Genomic DNA, 14,217 nt, shown 5'->3' on the forward strand with positions numbered 1-14,217 from the left:
TGCTAACCCCGGCTTCTACAGTGATTTCAGGTAGCTCTGAACGCGCAAGAACACATTAGTAAACTGCTCAGCGGTGATCCGCCGCGTATTCACATTGTATTGCGAACAATGGAAACTGGAGAACATTCTCAGTGAAGACCTGAGCTGCACTTCAAGACCATGAGCAAAAGGATGGTCTTTGCGCCGAAGCTCAAAGGCTTTAAGCAATTCTTCGTGCGCCGTACGCCCAACAGCAACGACAGCCCGCGTCGCATCACTTACATGCAGGCTCTCCAGAAAAAACGGTCGGCAATTTAGAATCTCAGCAGGCTTTGGTGCATTCTTCGGTGGCATGCACTTCACAACATTCGTGATCCGCACATCAAGTGGGTCAATCCCCTGCCCTGGCGCAGCAGCATCTGTGTATTGCGCAAACCCACTAGCCGTCAGCGCCCCATTGAGCATCTCACCTGAAAAATCACCAAAGAACGGAATGCCCGTGCGATTGCCACCCTTGTGACCAGGCGCAAGCCCTACAACGATAAGGGAAGCATCAACTGGCCCAAAATCCAACACCGGCGCATTGTGCCAGCCAGGATGAAGCCCACGCAACTCCTCCCTGTACGCAACAAGCCGGGGACAAAGCAGACACTCTGTCCCCGGCTTGTGCAAAATCTCGATAGCGTGACGGACCTTAGTAGTCGTCATCTCCGATCTCTTCATCCTCTGGCTCAAGACGAGGCGGACGCTCGCTTGGGTCACGGCCAACACGCTGCATCAGCGTGGACAACTCGATGAAATGATCAGCCTGACGACGCAAGTCATCAGCGATCATTGGAGGTTGTGTCTGCAGTGTAGAGACGACAGAAACCTTGCGGCCACGACGCTGCAGCGCCTCGACCAAGGAACGGAAGTCACCATCACCAGAGAACAGCACAATATGGTCCACATGGTCGATCAACTGCATAGCATCTACAGCCAGCTCGATATCCATGTTGCCTTTAATTTTGCGACGCCCTGCGGAATCCACGAATTCCTTAACAGGTTTGGTAACAACCTTATAGCCATTGTAATCCAGCCAATCGATCAGAGGACGAATGGACGAATATTCCTGCTCTTCCACCAACGCAGTGTAATAGTAAGCGCGTAGCAGGTAACCCTTGGATTGGAATTCTTTCAAGAGACGCTTGTAATCGATATCGAAGCCAATAGCTTTCGCCGTCGAATAAAGGTTCGCTCCATCAATGAATAAAGCAATCTTTTCGCGGGGATCAAACATATTATTTTTAGCCTTTCCGCTGCACAGACGCGTAAGTCAGTAACTTGTTATAAGCAATCACTTTCCGGGCATGTAAATTTGCTGACGTGACATGCCTGGAATGTATGCCATTCTAATTGACCCGGTTGCACTCTACGTTAAATCGAATACGCATTCGTTACGGACAAACATAAAACCTTGCCCCAAAGCATATACATTGCATTGATCTTGTTAATACTGGATCAGTGCGGTTCGATTCACCGGGCAGAAACTAAAACAAGATGAATGAAATTTACAGATGCCATCTTGCATAAATTAACAGGAACCCACCAAATATTCCTAGTTTGGATAATAGATTCAATTTAGCTTAGAAACAAACCTTCACATAGGGATACTCAAGGTTCTAATAGAAACAAAGTTTCCCTGTTTTTTTTGAAAACTAACGCACGAAATGAATAGTTAGCCACCTAAATTTGGCAATTTCCTTGTGTTACTTTTTTTCATCTATTCCAATTTCAATATGATTTTTAGCTTGTGAGCTTCGCTAAGGAGTTGCAGTGCCAAATGTTCTGCCTGTCTCCCAAATACAATAATAAGCAATTATTTCCGCTTGGCCCCGCACACAAAAACAACTCTCCCCAAGAGTATTTAAAATAAAATCATGTGCCACAGACCTAAAGCCCCGATTTTTCTATGGCCTAATCTCGGGCACAAAAAGCACAAATTCTGGTTTTTCCTCATAGGATGTAAAGGAGTTACACAAAAAATAAGCAAACGGCTCTTGCCTTAAAACAAGAAGCATTCTATGAGTGGCCTCTGAATTCCCAGATATTACGGAGTGATCGAATGGCACGTGTGACCGTCGAAGATTGCGTCGACAAGGTCGAAAACCGGTTTGAGCTGGTTCTGCTTGCCAGCCATCGCGCCCGGATGATTTCCAGTGGCTCGCCGCTGACAATCGACCGCGACAACGATAAAAATCCGGTTGTCGCACTTCGCGAAATTGCCGAAGAAACAGTGAGCCCAGAGGACTTGAAAGAAGACCTCATTCACTCTCTTCAAAAATTCGTGGAAGTGGACGAACCGGAAGCAGAAACAGCTCCAATGGTTCCTAGTGACCCTAAACAACTTCAGATTAATGCGGTTGACGATTCAGAAGTCGAATTCGACAGCATCACTGAAGAAGAAATGCTGAAGGGGCTTGAAAGCCTGGTACCGCCGGAACGTTCCGACGACTACTAAATCGCCTTCTGCAAGATGTCGGCGTCGGCCGGGCCGGCGCCTCGCATTTTCTGGTCCGGCCCTAGCTTATTTTAAAGTGAAGCGGCCGCCCGAAAATGATGCGTCAATACGAACTTGTTGAGAAAGTAACCAGCTACAATCCCAACGCGGATGAAGCCCTGCTCAACAAGGCCTATGTTTATGCTATGCAAAAGCATGGCACCCAGACCCGTGCTTCTGGGGACCCCTATATTTCCCACCCTCTCGAAGTTGCAGCAATCCTCACGGATCTGAAGCTTGACGACGCAACAATTGCGGTCGCCCTCCTTCATGACACCATTGAGGACACTGACGCCACGCGCGCCGAAATTGACCGCATGTTTGGCGAGGAAATCGGTAAGCTGGTTGATGGTCTGACAAAGATTCAACGCCTGGATCTGGTCTCCCGCAAAGCAAAACAGGCCGAAAACTTCCGCAAACTCCTGCTCGCGATTGCAGATGACGTTCGCGTTCTACTGGTTAAGCTGGCTGACCGTCTGCACAACATGCGCACGCTGCACCATATGCGTGAAGACAAGCGTATGCGCATTGCAGAAGAGACCATGGAGATCTACGCTCCCCTTGCAGGCCGAATGGGTATGCAAGACATTCGCGACGAACTGGAAGACATCTCCTTTTCAACGCTGTATCCAGACGCCCGCGACACCATTCGCGAGCGCCTCGCAATCCTGCACAACAAGAACGAAAGCCTGATCACCGACATTGAAGAGGACCTGACACAGCGCCTCGCCGATCAAGGCATCACCGCACGGATCAGCGGCCGCGAAAAGCGCGCCTATTCCATCTTCCGCAAGATGGAGGAAAAATCTCTGGGCTTCGAGCAGCTCTCCGATATCTACGGCTTCCGCGCGATCGTACCCACTCCGGAAGACTGCTACCGCGTCCTTGGCGTCATCCACACAGCATGGCCATGCGTACCGGGCCGCTTCAAGGATTATATCTCTACGCCGAAGCAGAATGACTACCGCTCCATTCACACCACCGTTGTTGGCCCTAAACGTCAGCGCGTTGAACTGCAGATCCGCACCGAAGCCATGCACCGCATCGCAGAAAATGGTATCGCAGCACACGCGCTTTACAAGGACGGTGTCACCGGTGGCCGAAACATTCAGTCCATGACCGCTGAATCGCGCGCCTACGGCTGGCTGCGCGGCACCATTGACCTTTTGGCACAAGGGGAATCTCCGGAAGAATTCCTTGAGCACACCAAGCTGGAACTCTTCCACGACCAGGTCTTTTGCTTCACACCAAAAGGCCGCCTGATCGCACTGCCCCGCGGTGCGACCCCAATTGATTTCGCCTACGCCGTACACACCGACATCGGCAACACCTGCGTGGGCTGTAAGATCAACGGACGCATTTCCTCACTGGTCACCGAACTGACCAATGGTGATGAAGTAGACATCGTCCGCTCACAGGCACAGACCCCTCCCCCTGCCTGGGAGAACATCGCGGTAACCGGAAAAGCCCGCTCCGCCATCCGCAAAGCAACTAAAGCCTCTGCGCGCCAGCAATATGGCGGCCTTGGCAAGCACATCCTTGAGCGCACCTTCTCTCACGCTGGCAAGGACTTTGATGAATTAGCGCTCGAAGCGCACATCAAGAAGTTCAACATGGACACTACGCTCGACCTACTCGTCGCAGTCGGAAGCGGAGATATTCAAGCAAACGCCATTCTGGAAGTCGCTTATCCGGACTACGCCCCTGTGATGAGCGCTGAGCGCAATGCAAGCACACCGCCTGCAGCAGGCTCCGCCTCTGAAGGTTGGTTTGATCTGGACAAAGGCAGCTCAGTGAAGTTCAAGATCCCGGAAGGCTCTCCCGGCAACACCTCAAACGGCTCCCTGCCTATACGCACCAGTGTGTCGGGCTCCCTGCCTGTGCGCTTTGCCCCAAGCGGAGGCGCAGTCCCAGGCGATAGGATCGTGGGTATTCTCACTCCGGGCGTCGGTATCACCATCTATCCAATCCAGTCTCCGGACCTGAAGGAGTTCGACGATCAGCCAGAGCGCTGGCTTGACGTGCGCTGGGACATTGACCCCAACGCACCAGAGCGCTTCCCGGCACAGATTTGCGTCTTCGCAGTCAACGAACCCGGCTCACTTGCAGCTATCACGAAAGTGATTGGCGACCATCGCGGCAACATTGATAATATCAAAATGATCCGAAAAGCCTCTGATTTTCACGAGATGCTAATTGATCTTGAGGTATGGGATTTAAAGCACCTGAACTTGATCCTGAACCAGCTGCGTGCCAAACCTAATGTTTCCGAAGCGCAAAGAGTGAACGGCTAGCCGCTGAAAACAAAAAAGGAAAACCCATGGACCCCAATGCAGTCCTGGACGTTTTCAGAGAAACACACGCCCTGAGAGAAGGACATTTCGTCCTCCCCTCAGGCTGGCACGGCTCAGCCTATCTGCAACGACAAAAGCTGCTGGAGTACCCTGAAAAGGTCGAAATTCTGGCCTCCGAACTAGTGAAGAAAATTGCAGCGAACGAGCTTCTCAACTTCACCCATTTTGTTGCCCCCAGCTTAGGCGGCCTAATCGTCGCACTGCAAACTGCGCGGATTATGCAGAAAAGTGCCCTATGGCTCCGCCGCGAAGCCGGGCTATTCACCACCGGCCCGGCAAACATTCCGCCAAACTCAAATGCTTTTATAATTCAGGATGTTGTCGGAGCCGGCTCTCTATGCATATCCACAATTGAAGCCCTACGCTCCATGAGTGTTAACACCATAGGGATTGGTTGTTTTATCGACAGGAGTCAGGACAAACCGGACTTGGGAGTACCTCTAATATCTCTTGCTCCATTAAAACTACCAGTGTATGCAGCCGAGAATGTACCAAGGGAACTAGCTGAGATACCGGCCATAGAAACAACCCCAGTCGCGCCGTTTAACTGGCAAGATTAAAACTAAGCAAAGCACTTGAACCAAAATGATTTTTAAACGGCGGGACAAACCAACGAGAATTGAACGTATCCGCATAGCTGTGTGGCCGCGCCATAGCTGGTCCCGCTCCTTCAGGTACTTCTCGAAACGGGTTCTCCGCCTGTCAGCCAGCCCAAGAAAGATCGCAGCAGGCTTTGCCGCAGGCGCCGCTGCTTCCTTCACACCCTTCCTTGGCTTTCATTTTATTCTCAGCTTTATTCTAGCCTATATTCTGCGCGGAAACCTTCTCGCCGCAGCATTGGGCACCGCAGTCGGCAACCCACTGACCTTCCCGTTAATCTGGGCAAGCACCTATAAGGTTGGCCTTTATATCCTCGATCAGGAAGACAAGCCCCTGCCTGATCTGAGTGACCATCTGGATCACTCCATGCTGTCACAGTCTCTGGATACGATCTGGCCAATCCTGAAGCCTATGCTGATCGGCTCAATCCCGCTTGGTTTGATCGTCGGCATCTTCTTCTATTTTGTCGTGCTGGGGTCTGTATCGACTTATCAAAAAGCCCGGCAGCACCGCTTTCGCTTGAAAAGAAAGCTCGTAGAAAAAAACAGAAAAAACAATCAGGGCAAGTAGTTGGAAACGCCCGGCAAGCTTTTGGGCGATGAGCAGGCCAACAGAACGTGCCTCCCAACTCCTTTTAAAGCGAAGCACCTGAACAACAAACTCTGACGGCTTGTGACATACACGCTCACAGGCCAATATCTCCGTGAAACAACGAGGCACAGATGATTATTGGCATTGGCAGCGATCTAAGCGACATCCGTAGAATTGAAAAAACGCTTTCGCGGTTTCCGGATCGCTTCACACAACGTGTCTTCACCGAGGTGGAGCGAGCGAAAGCCGAAAGCCGCGCCAACAAGGCAGCAACTTACGCCAAACGCTTTGCGGCCAAGGAAGCCTGCTCCAAAGCTTTGGGCACAGGTCTTTCCATGGGTGTTGCCTGGAAAGAAATGGGCGTGGTGAACCTACCAAGTGGTAAACCAACCATGCGTTTGACCGGTGGCGCCAAAGAAAGACTGGATAAACTTGTACCAAATGGTTTTGTGCCACGAATTGACCTTACAATTACGGATGATTACCCAATAGCGCAGGCATTTGTTGTAATTTCAGCGTGGCCAGAGGACTGGCCCGGCGTCGAGACGTGAAAACGTAAATGAACTGGATTGCAGAAGTGGCCTTGAACCGCTAATAGATCCACCTATGTGAATATAATTGTCGGGGACTGACTCGCCTTACAAAAGTGACGGGCACTGGGCCGAGCGAGTATTCTCTTACCACGAAGGACGAACATGAGCCAATCCAAAGAAAAGGAGCAGGAAGGCGGCGTTTATGAGACCATTAAGGTCATCGCCCAAGCTCTTCTGCTCGCTCTGGTTGTTAGAACATTTCTTTTTCAGCCATTTTTTATTCCTTCAGGCTCCATGAAAGATACTTTGCTGATTGGTGACTACCTGTTTGTTTCCAAATACAGCTATGGCTACTCAAAGTACTCCTTCCCGTTTGGTCTGGCGCCGTTCGATGGTCGCGTCTGGAGCACAGCACCAGAACGCGGTGACGTCGCTGTCTTCAAACTGCCAAAAGACAACACCACCGATTACATCAAGCGCGTAATCGGTTTGCCAGGCGATGAAATCCAGATGATCAACGGTGTACTGCACATCAACGGCGAAGCTGTTGAGCGCACTCGCATCGACGACTACATTGAAAAAGATCCCTACGGTAATATCCAGGCAATTCCGCGTTACGTTGAAACGCTCCCCAATGGGGTGAGCTACCAGACCCTCGATATCACGACCAACGGGCCTCTGGACAACACACCCGTTTATCACGTACCAGCAGACCGCTATTTCATGATGGGGGACAACCGGGACAACTCGCAGGACAGCCGTGTTTCTTCTGAAGTGGGCTACGTCCCGTTCGAAAACTTCATCGGCCGGGCCGAAATCATCTTCTTCTCCATTGAAGACGATCAGCCAGCATGGATGTTCTGGAAGTGGCCTTGGACCGTTCGCTGGGATAGACTTGGCGACATGCTCTAAACCGCTTGCCCCATAGGGGTTTCCGGTTTTCGGAAAAATCGTACAATCACATGTAAAGCAGTTTGGGTGAGCCATATAATCACGCAAACTGCTTTCTTAAGTCTGCAAAGCAGTCTTCAAAGGAATTAGCCGGAATATGGGCAAAAGAAAAAGACCGGTATCAGACGCAGCGCTGGAAGAGCGCATTGGCTACACGTTCACCAACAAGGAACTCCTTGTCCGGGCGCTTACCCATGCCAGCGCACTTCCAGTGGCAAAAGCCTCCCTGCACTCTTATCAGCGCCTCGAGTTTCTGGGCGACCGAGTGCTTGGCCTTGCCATTGCGACAATGCTGGAAGAAAACTTCCCTAAAGCCGACGAAGGGGAGCTTGCTCGCCGCCTCAACCAACTCGTAAAGCGCGAGACCTGCGCTGAGGTTTCAAAAGTAATCGGCATTGGTCAATACATGCGCGTTGGTGAAGCGGAAGCACACACCGGCGGGCGAACAAAAACGGCAATTCTTGCAGACATGTGTGAGAGCCTAATTGCAGCAATTTACCTTGATAGCGGATTTGACGAGGCCGAAAGCTTCATCAAGCGCTATTTTGCTGACAGAATGGTATCCTACACAGGCCCGTTGCGAGATGCCAAAACAACTCTTCAGGAGTGGGCACAGTCCAAAGGACGTCCTACCCCGCATTACGAAACAATTGCTCGCAGTGGTCCCGACCATGCCCCGATCTTCAAGATCCGCGTGAATGTGGAAGGTGTTGATCCCGGTGAAGCTGTCGGAAGCTCAAAGCGCATTGCAGAACAGTCCGCTGCCGAGAACATCCTGCGCCGCGAAGGCGTATGGAGCGAATAGGTCTTAAATGAACGACGAAAACAACAACAATGACCTGCCAGAGGGCATGAACTTCAACCTCGGCAAACTCAACGAAAACACACGCGCTGGCTTTGTCGCGTTGATTGGTGCGCCAAATGCGGGCAAGTCGACGCTACTGAACCAGTTGGTTGGCACAAAAGTTTCAATCGTCACCCACAAGGTGCAGACAACCCGCGCAATCGTACGCGGCGTTGCTATTGAAGACGATAGCCAGGTGATCTTCGTTGACACCCCAGGCATCTTCCGCCCGAAACGCCGTCTGGACCGCGCAATGGTCGACACAGCGTGGGGCGGTGCAAAGGATGCTGATGTAGTTGCCGTTCTCATTGATGCAAAGAAAGGCATCAATGAATCCGTTGAGCGCATCCTGAACGAACTGGAGCATATCAAGCTCCCAAAAGTTCTGATCCTCAACAAGATCGACATCACCAAGCGTGAACAGCTTCTGGCCCTAGCCGCGAAAGCCAACGAGTACACCAAGTTCGACCAGACCTTCATGGTCTCTGCGATCAACGGTTCCGGTACCAAGGACATCTTGAAGTACTTTGCTGAGCAGATGCCAAAAGGCCCATGGCTCTATCCGGAAGATCAAGCCTCCGACATTCCACTGCGTATGCTGGCCGCCGAAATCACCCGTGAGAAGCTTTATCTGCGCCTTCATGAGGAACTGCCTTACATCTCCACCGTCGAAACCGACAAGTGGGAAGACAAGAAGGACGGATCTGTACGCATTGAGCAAACAATCTTTGTTGAGCGCGACAGCCAGAAGTCAATCGTCCTGGGCAAGAACGGTCAGACCATTAAGGCCATTTCAAAAGCAGCACGCGAGGAGCTCTCCGAAGCCTTTGAAACAACAATCCATCTCTTTGTATTTGTGAAAGTGCGCGAAAACTGGTCTGATGACCCAGAACGCTATCGCAACATGGGACTGGACTTCCCGCATTAGGCAACACCATGCAGTGGCAGGCAGAAGGCATCGTCATTGGAACGCGCAAGCAGGGTGAAAACAACATCCTGCTTGAGGTTCTGACACCAGACAAGGGCCGCTGCCTGGGTCTGGTTCGCGGCGGCAGATCCCGCCGACAGCAACCCGCCCTGCAACTTGGCAACCACCTCAACCTTACATGGCGCGCCCGGCTGGACGAGCATCTGGGCTTTTTCACCGTTGAGCCCGTACAATTACGCGCGGCTCACCTCATGCAAACCGCCCGTGCCATTCACGGCCTGCAAAGCCTGTGCGCACAAGTCCGCCTTTTGCCGGAGCGTGATCCCCATCCCAATCTGTTTCATGCGCTGGATGTTATCCTCGACCATCTCGAAGATCCGCGAATTGGTGCTGCTCTTGTGCTCCGTTTTGAGCTGGAACTACTAAACGATCTCGGCTTCGGCCTGGATCTGACCGAATGCGCCGCCACCGGCACAACAGATGAGCTGGTCTGGGTCTCCCCGAAGTCTGGCCGTGCAGTCTGCAAAACAGCTGGACTGCCCTATGCAAGCAAGCTTCTAACACTGCCCGAATTTATGAAGGCACCGCAATCACGGCTTTCCCAAGACGTTCAGATTTCGAAAGAGGATATGGAGGCAGGCTTCTCACTCACCGGCTACTTCCTGTTTAAATACATCTACGAGCCGCGCGGCATCCAATGGCCGCCCGCACGAGACAGCTACATCACCGCACTCAAAAAAGACTTTTCTGATCTGAAAGACTGAGGCCGAAAAACCTCATTAGTCTCTCTGCGGGCCATTCCCGCCCGGCAAGATAATAACCGGTCCAGTGCTACGCCCCGCAAGCGGCACATACCGCTTTTTAGGAGGCGCTACATAAGGGTGCTGATCCTCTGGTGGCGGCTGAAACCAGCTTGGCCGCACGCCCGGTGCGACTTGCGCCTCACCCTGCCCTGCACTAGCCTGCGGAGCAGTTTGTTGATAGGGCACGCCCTGAGACTGGCTCCGGTCATAGTCAGCGGCATGGCTATAGGACAAAAACGCAACCAATCCGCATATCAACGTAAAACCCTTGACCACTAAACTTTGCATTGCAAACACCTATTCTCCCGGCCTGCAGCAACATGTTGCCTTCTGCACGCTTTAGACTACCTCAACGAGAATCAGGTCCTCTTAAGTCATTTTGGAAAATTCGAGCAATCTCTGGCCCCTGTTTTTGCCGCCAGTGTTTGCAGTTGCTTGCGGGGAATTAAGTATTCGCAGCAATACGCTACAAAATGCATGTTTTTCCGAGAGACCCAAACCTTTGAAAAGCGCTGTTTTCTGAGGATTTCATTGACATGTCGAAGCGTGAGCGTGGACAGAACAAGCCAAGAACGATAATCAAGTGTCATGGGACAAGAAGTGAGCGGCCATGATGGCCCGGAAACAATCGATCTTAAGGGCGCTCTGGAAGAGCGTTACCTCAGCTACGCGCTGACAACCATCATGCATCGGGCATTGCCAGATGTGCGCGATGGATTGAAGCCAGTGCACCGTCGCATTCTGTATGGCATGCGCCTGCTGAAGCTCGATCCAAATCAGGGTTTTAAGAAGTGCGCACGTGTTGTGGGTGACGTCATGGGTAAATATCACCCACACGGTGACGCTGCCATCTACGACGCGCTTGTACGCCTTGCCCAAGATTTCTCCGTTCGCTACCCCATGGTCGATGGTCAGGGCAACTTCGGTAACATCGACGGCGACAGCGCCGCCGCCATGCGTTACACCGAAGCCCGCATGACTGATGTGGCCACTCGTATTCTGGATGGCCTCAACGAAAACGCGATCGACTTCCGCGAAACCTATGATGGCTTGGATTCCGAGCCCGTCGTCCTACCGGGCAGCTTCCCGAACCTGCTGGCCAACGGCTCCACCGGCATCGCTGTGGGTATGGCAACATCCATCCCGCCGCATAACGCCTATGAGCTATGCAACGCCTGTCAGCTGCTGATCTCAAAGCCAGATGCAGAAGTTGAAGAGCTGCTTGAGCACATCAAGGGCCCCGACTTCCCGACAGGCGGTACCATTGTCAACGACAAAGGCTCCATTCTGGAAGCCTACAAGACAGGCCGCGGCAGCTTCCGTACCCGTGCGAAATGGCACAAGGAAGAAGGCGCACGCGGCACCTACAATATTGTCGTCACCGAAATTCCATATCTCGTTCAAAAGTCCCGTTTGATCGAGAAAATCGCAGAACTCCTCATGGCGCGCAAGCTGCCGCTGCTGGACGACATCCGCGATGAATCGGCCGAAGACGTACGCGTCGTGCTGGTCCCGCGCAACAAGAACGTGGACCCCGAACTTCTCATGGCATCCCTGTTCAAGCTGACGGATCTGGAAAACAGATTCTCGCTGAACATGAATGTCCTGTCCAAAGGCGTCGTGCCAAAGGTCATGAGCCTGAAGGACGTCCTGCAGGAATGGCTAGAGCACCAGAAAGAAGTTCTGGTTCGTCGCTCCAACCACAGGCTGGACCAGATTAACCACCGTCTAGAGGTTCTGGAAGGCTATCTGATTGCCTACCTGAACATCGACGAAGTCATCCGCATCATCCGTGAGGAAGATGACGCCAAGGCCTCACTTATTCAAGCCTTTGAGCTGACGGATGTTCAGGCCGAAGCAATCTTGAACATGCGGCTGCGCTCTTTGCGCAAGCTCGAAGAGTTCGAGATCAAAAAAGAACACGACAAGCTTTCCAAGGAAAAAGCAGGCCTTGAGTCCTTGCTCGCTTCCAACAAAAAGCAGTGGAATCGCGTTTCCAAACAAGTCGGCGAAATCGGCAAGGCCTACGGGCCGGAAACCGAAATTGGCGCTCGCAGAACAGACTTCGGCAGCGCATCAGACCGCGACCTTGAAGAAATCCATCAGGCCATGATCGAAAAGGAACCAATCACGGTTGTTATCTCCGAGAAGGGCTGGATTAGAACGCTGAAGGGTCACGTTCAGGATGTCTCCAACCTTGCTTTCAAGCAGGGTGACCAGCTGCACTTGTCCTTCCACGCAGAAACCACCAGCAAGATCCTGATCTTCACCAGCGGCGGTAAGTTCTACACTCTGGGCGCAGACAAACTACCGGGTGGTCGCGGCCACGGTGAACCGATCCGCTTGATGCTGGATATGGACGAGACACAGGAAATCGTCAGCGCCTTTGTACATGAACCTGAACGCAAGCTCCTCATGTCCACGGACGGAGCCTATGGCTTTGTGGTTCAGGAAAAAGATGTGATTGCCAATACCCGCAAGGGCAAACAGGTGCTCAATGTGACAGCTCCGGCGAAAGCTGTCCTGTGCGTACCAGCTATTGGTGACTATGTAGCTGTAATCGGCCACAACAGAAAACTTCTCACCTTCCCGCTTGCACAAATCGCAGTTATGACGCGAGGCCGAGGTGTTCGCCTGCAGCGCTACAGGGATGGCGGAATATCCGATATCAAGACCTTCGATTCAGAAGAAGGCCTGACTTGGACAGATGCATCTGGTCGCGTCTTCAAACGCACTCTGGATGAAATGCAGGACTGGCGCGGAGACCGTGGTCAAGCTGGTCGTCTGCCACCAAACGGGTTCCCAAGAACCAACAAGTTTGGTGGAAATTCAATAGGTTGAGGCGAAGTTCGGAATCAACTTCTTCACACCTTGCCCCATACTCACAAAAACAGAGCCTGAGCGGCTCTGTTTTTCGTTTTAACTGAATCATTCTCTCAAATAAACCTGCTAAGCATCTAAGAAGGCAGGAGATCTGAATGGTAGCAGCGCGAGATAAAGCGTATCAACATAGGTTGAGGTACGCGTCAGGCGTCCCCCTGTCAGCAAGCCAACGGCTCCGCCCTTTTGTTTGATGTTGTCAGTACCATAGATCTCGTCAATCGCATGCCCAAGCTCCATACCAGAGCGGATCAAATGCATCACCTTTTCCGGCAAAGGCAGCAGCATGGAGCGACTAGCTGAAACCTGCCCTTCACGAGAGACCACCACCATCCATGCGAAGGTGTAGGCCATTCCGTGCATCACGCAGATACCGCCTTCCAGCCCAACACCAAAATCCGCATCAGCCTCCGCTTCCAATGCGTTTTGCGCACGCATCACAGCACCCTGATGTGTTTCCTCATCACTCATGGGCTGGTCAGGAACCCCGGAAGGAACAGTTGCAGAAACCAGTTCAATTTCATCAGCAGGGAACTGCGCTCTAAAAGCCTCAAGCGTAGCGTTCACCTTGACCGGGTTTTGAGAGGCGACAACAATCTTCATGAAAAGGCTCCTGACAAATCAGAGTGTCTCACGCATACACTTATGGAGAAAGCAGAGACACACATAAGAATAGGCCTGAGGCAAAAAGCTGGAGCATCGCCTGTTGAATCTTGGAATGCTCTAGCGGTTCTTCAGCAGACGCTGCTTTTCGCGGTTCCAGTCACGCGTCTTTTCGGTCTGGCGCTTGTCGTGGGCTTTTTTACCCCGCGCAAGAGCCACTTCCATCTTCGCACGCCCATCTTCGTTAAAGTAAATTCTGAGCGGCACTATGGTCTTGCCTTCTTTCTGAACAGAAGCAAAAAGCTTGTTCAATTCCCGGCGGTGCATCAGTAGTTTACGAGGACGGCGAGGTTCATGATTGAACCGGTTACCCTGCGTATATTCAGGAATGTAGATGTTGTAGACCATCATCTCACCCTGATACTCGGCGGCATAGCTCTCAGCAATATTGCTTTTGCCCTGACGAAGGGACTTCACTTCAGTCCCCCTCAGTTCAATCCCAGCCTCAAACACATCTTCAATTTCGTAGTTAAAACGGGCCTTCCGGTTTTCCGCAACAACCTTGCGCCCGGGAACGCCACCTTTTTTGGCAGCCATTTTATTTCCTTATAT

The 14,217-nt window shown here is 52.0% G+C and carries 15 protein-coding genes; 10 read left to right on the plus strand and 5 right to left on the minus strand.

Annotated elements, in window-relative coordinates; translation table 11 throughout:
• Positions 1 to 15: 15 nt before the first annotated feature.
• Positions 16 to 687, minus strand: coding sequence for a uracil-DNA glycosylase (locus IE076_RS14090; protein ID WP_209009107.1), 672 nt, complete (start codon positions 685 to 687; stop codon positions 16 to 18).
• A complete protein-coding gene (locus tag IE076_RS14095) occupies positions 674 to 1,258 on the minus strand; it encodes a LabA-like NYN domain-containing protein (RefSeq protein WP_189437395.1) in 585 nt (194 codons plus the stop codon). Before IE076_RS14095 ends, IE076_RS14090 begins: the two co-directional genes overlap by 14 nt.
• 825 nt (positions 1,259 to 2,083) lie before the next feature.
• On the opposite strand from IE076_RS14095, the gene rpoZ reads away from it, so the two are divergent.
• The 9 genes from rpoZ (at position 2,084) to recO (ending at position 10,083) form a co-directional block, all read left to right on the plus strand.
• A complete protein-coding gene (gene rpoZ, locus IE076_RS14100; protein ID WP_189437396.1) occupies positions 2,084 to 2,479 on the plus strand; it encodes a DNA-directed RNA polymerase subunit omega in 396 nt (131 codons plus the stop codon).
• Between the two features lie 95 nt (positions 2,480 to 2,574).
• A complete protein-coding gene (locus tag IE076_RS14105; protein ID WP_189437397.1) occupies positions 2,575 to 4,812 on the plus strand; it encodes a RelA/SpoT family protein in 2,238 nt (745 codons plus the stop codon).
• Positions 4,813 to 4,838: 26 nt separating this feature from the next.
• Positions 4,839 to 5,432 carry a type I phosphoribosyltransferase gene (locus tag IE076_RS14110; protein ID WP_189437398.1) on the plus strand — a complete coding sequence of 198 codons (594 nt, stop codon included), beginning with the start codon at positions 4,839 to 4,841 and terminating at the stop codon, positions 5,430 to 5,432.
• Between the two features lie 25 nt (positions 5,433 to 5,457).
• Positions 5,458 to 6,042 carry a DUF2062 domain-containing protein gene (locus tag IE076_RS14115; protein ID WP_189437399.1) on the plus strand — a complete coding sequence of 195 codons (585 nt, stop codon included), beginning with the start codon at positions 5,458 to 5,460 and terminating at the stop codon, positions 6,040 to 6,042.
• Between the two features lie 152 nt (positions 6,043 to 6,194).
• Positions 6,195 to 6,614 carry a holo-ACP synthase gene (gene acpS, locus IE076_RS14120; RefSeq protein WP_189437400.1) on the plus strand — a complete coding sequence of 140 codons (420 nt, stop codon included), beginning with the start codon at positions 6,195 to 6,197 and terminating at the stop codon, positions 6,612 to 6,614.
• Positions 6,615 to 6,758: 144 nt separating this feature from the next.
• Positions 6,759 to 7,508 carry a signal peptidase I gene (gene lepB, locus IE076_RS14125; RefSeq protein WP_189437401.1) on the plus strand — a complete coding sequence of 250 codons (750 nt, stop codon included), beginning with the start codon at positions 6,759 to 6,761 and terminating at the stop codon, positions 7,506 to 7,508.
• A 136-nt stretch (positions 7,509 to 7,644) separates the two neighbouring features.
• Complete coding sequence (gene rnc / locus IE076_RS14130) at positions 7,645 to 8,352, plus strand: ribonuclease III (RefSeq protein WP_189437402.1); 708 nt, start codon at positions 7,645 to 7,647, stop codon at positions 8,350 to 8,352.
• 46 nt (positions 8,353 to 8,398) lie between these two features.
• The gene (gene era / locus IE076_RS14135; RefSeq protein WP_189437469.1) at positions 8,399 to 9,319 is read left to right on the plus strand and encodes a GTPase Era; all 921 of its coding nucleotides are present in this window, start codon (positions 8,399 to 8,401) and stop codon (positions 9,317 to 9,319) included.
• Positions 9,320 to 9,327: 8 nt separating this feature from the next.
• Positions 9,328 to 10,083, plus strand: coding sequence for a DNA repair protein RecO (recO, locus tag IE076_RS14140; RefSeq protein WP_189437403.1), 756 nt, complete (start codon positions 9,328 to 9,330; stop codon positions 10,081 to 10,083).
• Positions 10,084 to 10,098: 15 nt separating this feature from the next.
• On the opposite strand, the gene IE076_RS14145 is transcribed toward recO, so the two are convergent.
• On the minus strand, positions 10,099 to 10,410 hold the full coding sequence (locus IE076_RS14145; RefSeq protein ID WP_209009108.1) for a hypothetical protein: 312 nt from the start codon (positions 10,408 to 10,410) through the stop codon (positions 10,099 to 10,101).
• A 300-nt stretch (positions 10,411 to 10,710) separates the two neighbouring features.
• Between IE076_RS14145 and parC the strand changes: the two genes are divergently transcribed.
• Entirely contained in the window at positions 10,711 to 12,963 is a 2,253-nt protein-coding gene (gene parC, locus IE076_RS14150) for a DNA topoisomerase IV subunit A (protein WP_189437405.1), read from the plus strand.
• 108 nt (positions 12,964 to 13,071) lie between these two features.
• On the opposite strand, the gene yjjX is transcribed toward parC, so the two are convergent.
• Positions 13,072 to 13,605 carry an inosine/xanthosine triphosphatase gene (gene yjjX / locus IE076_RS14155; protein ID WP_189437406.1) on the minus strand — a complete coding sequence of 178 codons (534 nt, stop codon included), beginning with the start codon at positions 13,603 to 13,605 and terminating at the stop codon, positions 13,072 to 13,074.
• 120 nt (positions 13,606 to 13,725) lie between these two features.
• Entirely contained in the window at positions 13,726 to 14,202 is a 477-nt protein-coding gene (smpB, locus tag IE076_RS14160) for an SsrA-binding protein SmpB (RefSeq protein WP_189437407.1), read from the minus strand.
• Positions 14,203 to 14,217 lie beyond the last annotated feature (15 nt).

Source organism: Pseudovibrio japonicus (assembly GCF_014651595.1).
Taxonomy (GTDB): Bacteria; Pseudomonadota; Alphaproteobacteria; order Rhizobiales; family Stappiaceae; genus Pseudovibrio; species Pseudovibrio japonicus.

Bases quoted from the DNA above. Each gene is read 5' to 3' on its own strand.
- yjjX (WP_189437406.1), bottom strand. From the start codon at position 13,605: ATGAAGATTGTTGTCGCCTCTCAAAACCCGGTCAAGGTGAACGCTACG.
- smpB (WP_189437407.1), bottom strand. From the start codon at position 14,202: ATGGCTGCCAAAAAAGGTGGCGTTCCCGGGCGCAAGGTTGTTGCGGAA.
- era (WP_189437469.1), top strand. From the start codon at position 8,399: ATGAACTTCAACCTCGGCAAACTCAACGAAAACACACGCGCTGGCTTT.
- IE076_RS14110 (WP_189437398.1), top strand. From the start codon at position 4,839: ATGGACCCCAATGCAGTCCTGGACGTTTTCAGAGAAACACACGCCCTG.
- rpoZ (WP_189437396.1), top strand. From the start codon at position 2,084: ATGGCACGTGTGACCGTCGAAGATTGCGTCGACAAGGTCGAAAACCGG.
- acpS (WP_189437400.1), top strand. From the start codon at position 6,195: ATGATTATTGGCATTGGCAGCGATCTAAGCGACATCCGTAGAATTGAA.
- rnc (WP_189437402.1), top strand. From the start codon at position 7,645: ATGGGCAAAAGAAAAAGACCGGTATCAGACGCAGCGCTGGAAGAGCGC.
- parC (WP_189437405.1), top strand. From the start codon at position 10,711: ATGGGACAAGAAGTGAGCGGCCATGATGGCCCGGAAACAATCGATCTT.
- IE076_RS14115 (WP_189437399.1), top strand. From the start codon at position 5,458: ATGATTTTTAAACGGCGGGACAAACCAACGAGAATTGAACGTATCCGC.
- lepB (WP_189437401.1), top strand. From the start codon at position 6,759: ATGAGCCAATCCAAAGAAAAGGAGCAGGAAGGCGGCGTTTATGAGACC.
- IE076_RS14095 (WP_189437395.1), bottom strand. From the start codon at position 1,258: ATGTTTGATCCCCGCGAAAAGATTGCTTTATTCATTGATGGAGCGAAC.
- IE076_RS14105 (WP_189437397.1), top strand. From the start codon at position 2,575: ATGATGCGTCAATACGAACTTGTTGAGAAAGTAACCAGCTACAATCCC.
- recO (WP_189437403.1), top strand. From the start codon at position 9,328: ATGCAGTGGCAGGCAGAAGGCATCGTCATTGGAACGCGCAAGCAGGGT.
- IE076_RS14090 (WP_209009107.1), bottom strand. From the start codon at position 687: ATGACGACTACTAAGGTCCGTCACGCTATCGAGATTTTGCACAAGCCG.
- IE076_RS14145 (WP_209009108.1), bottom strand. From the start codon at position 10,410: ATGCAAAGTTTAGTGGTCAAGGGTTTTACGTTGATATGCGGATTGGTT.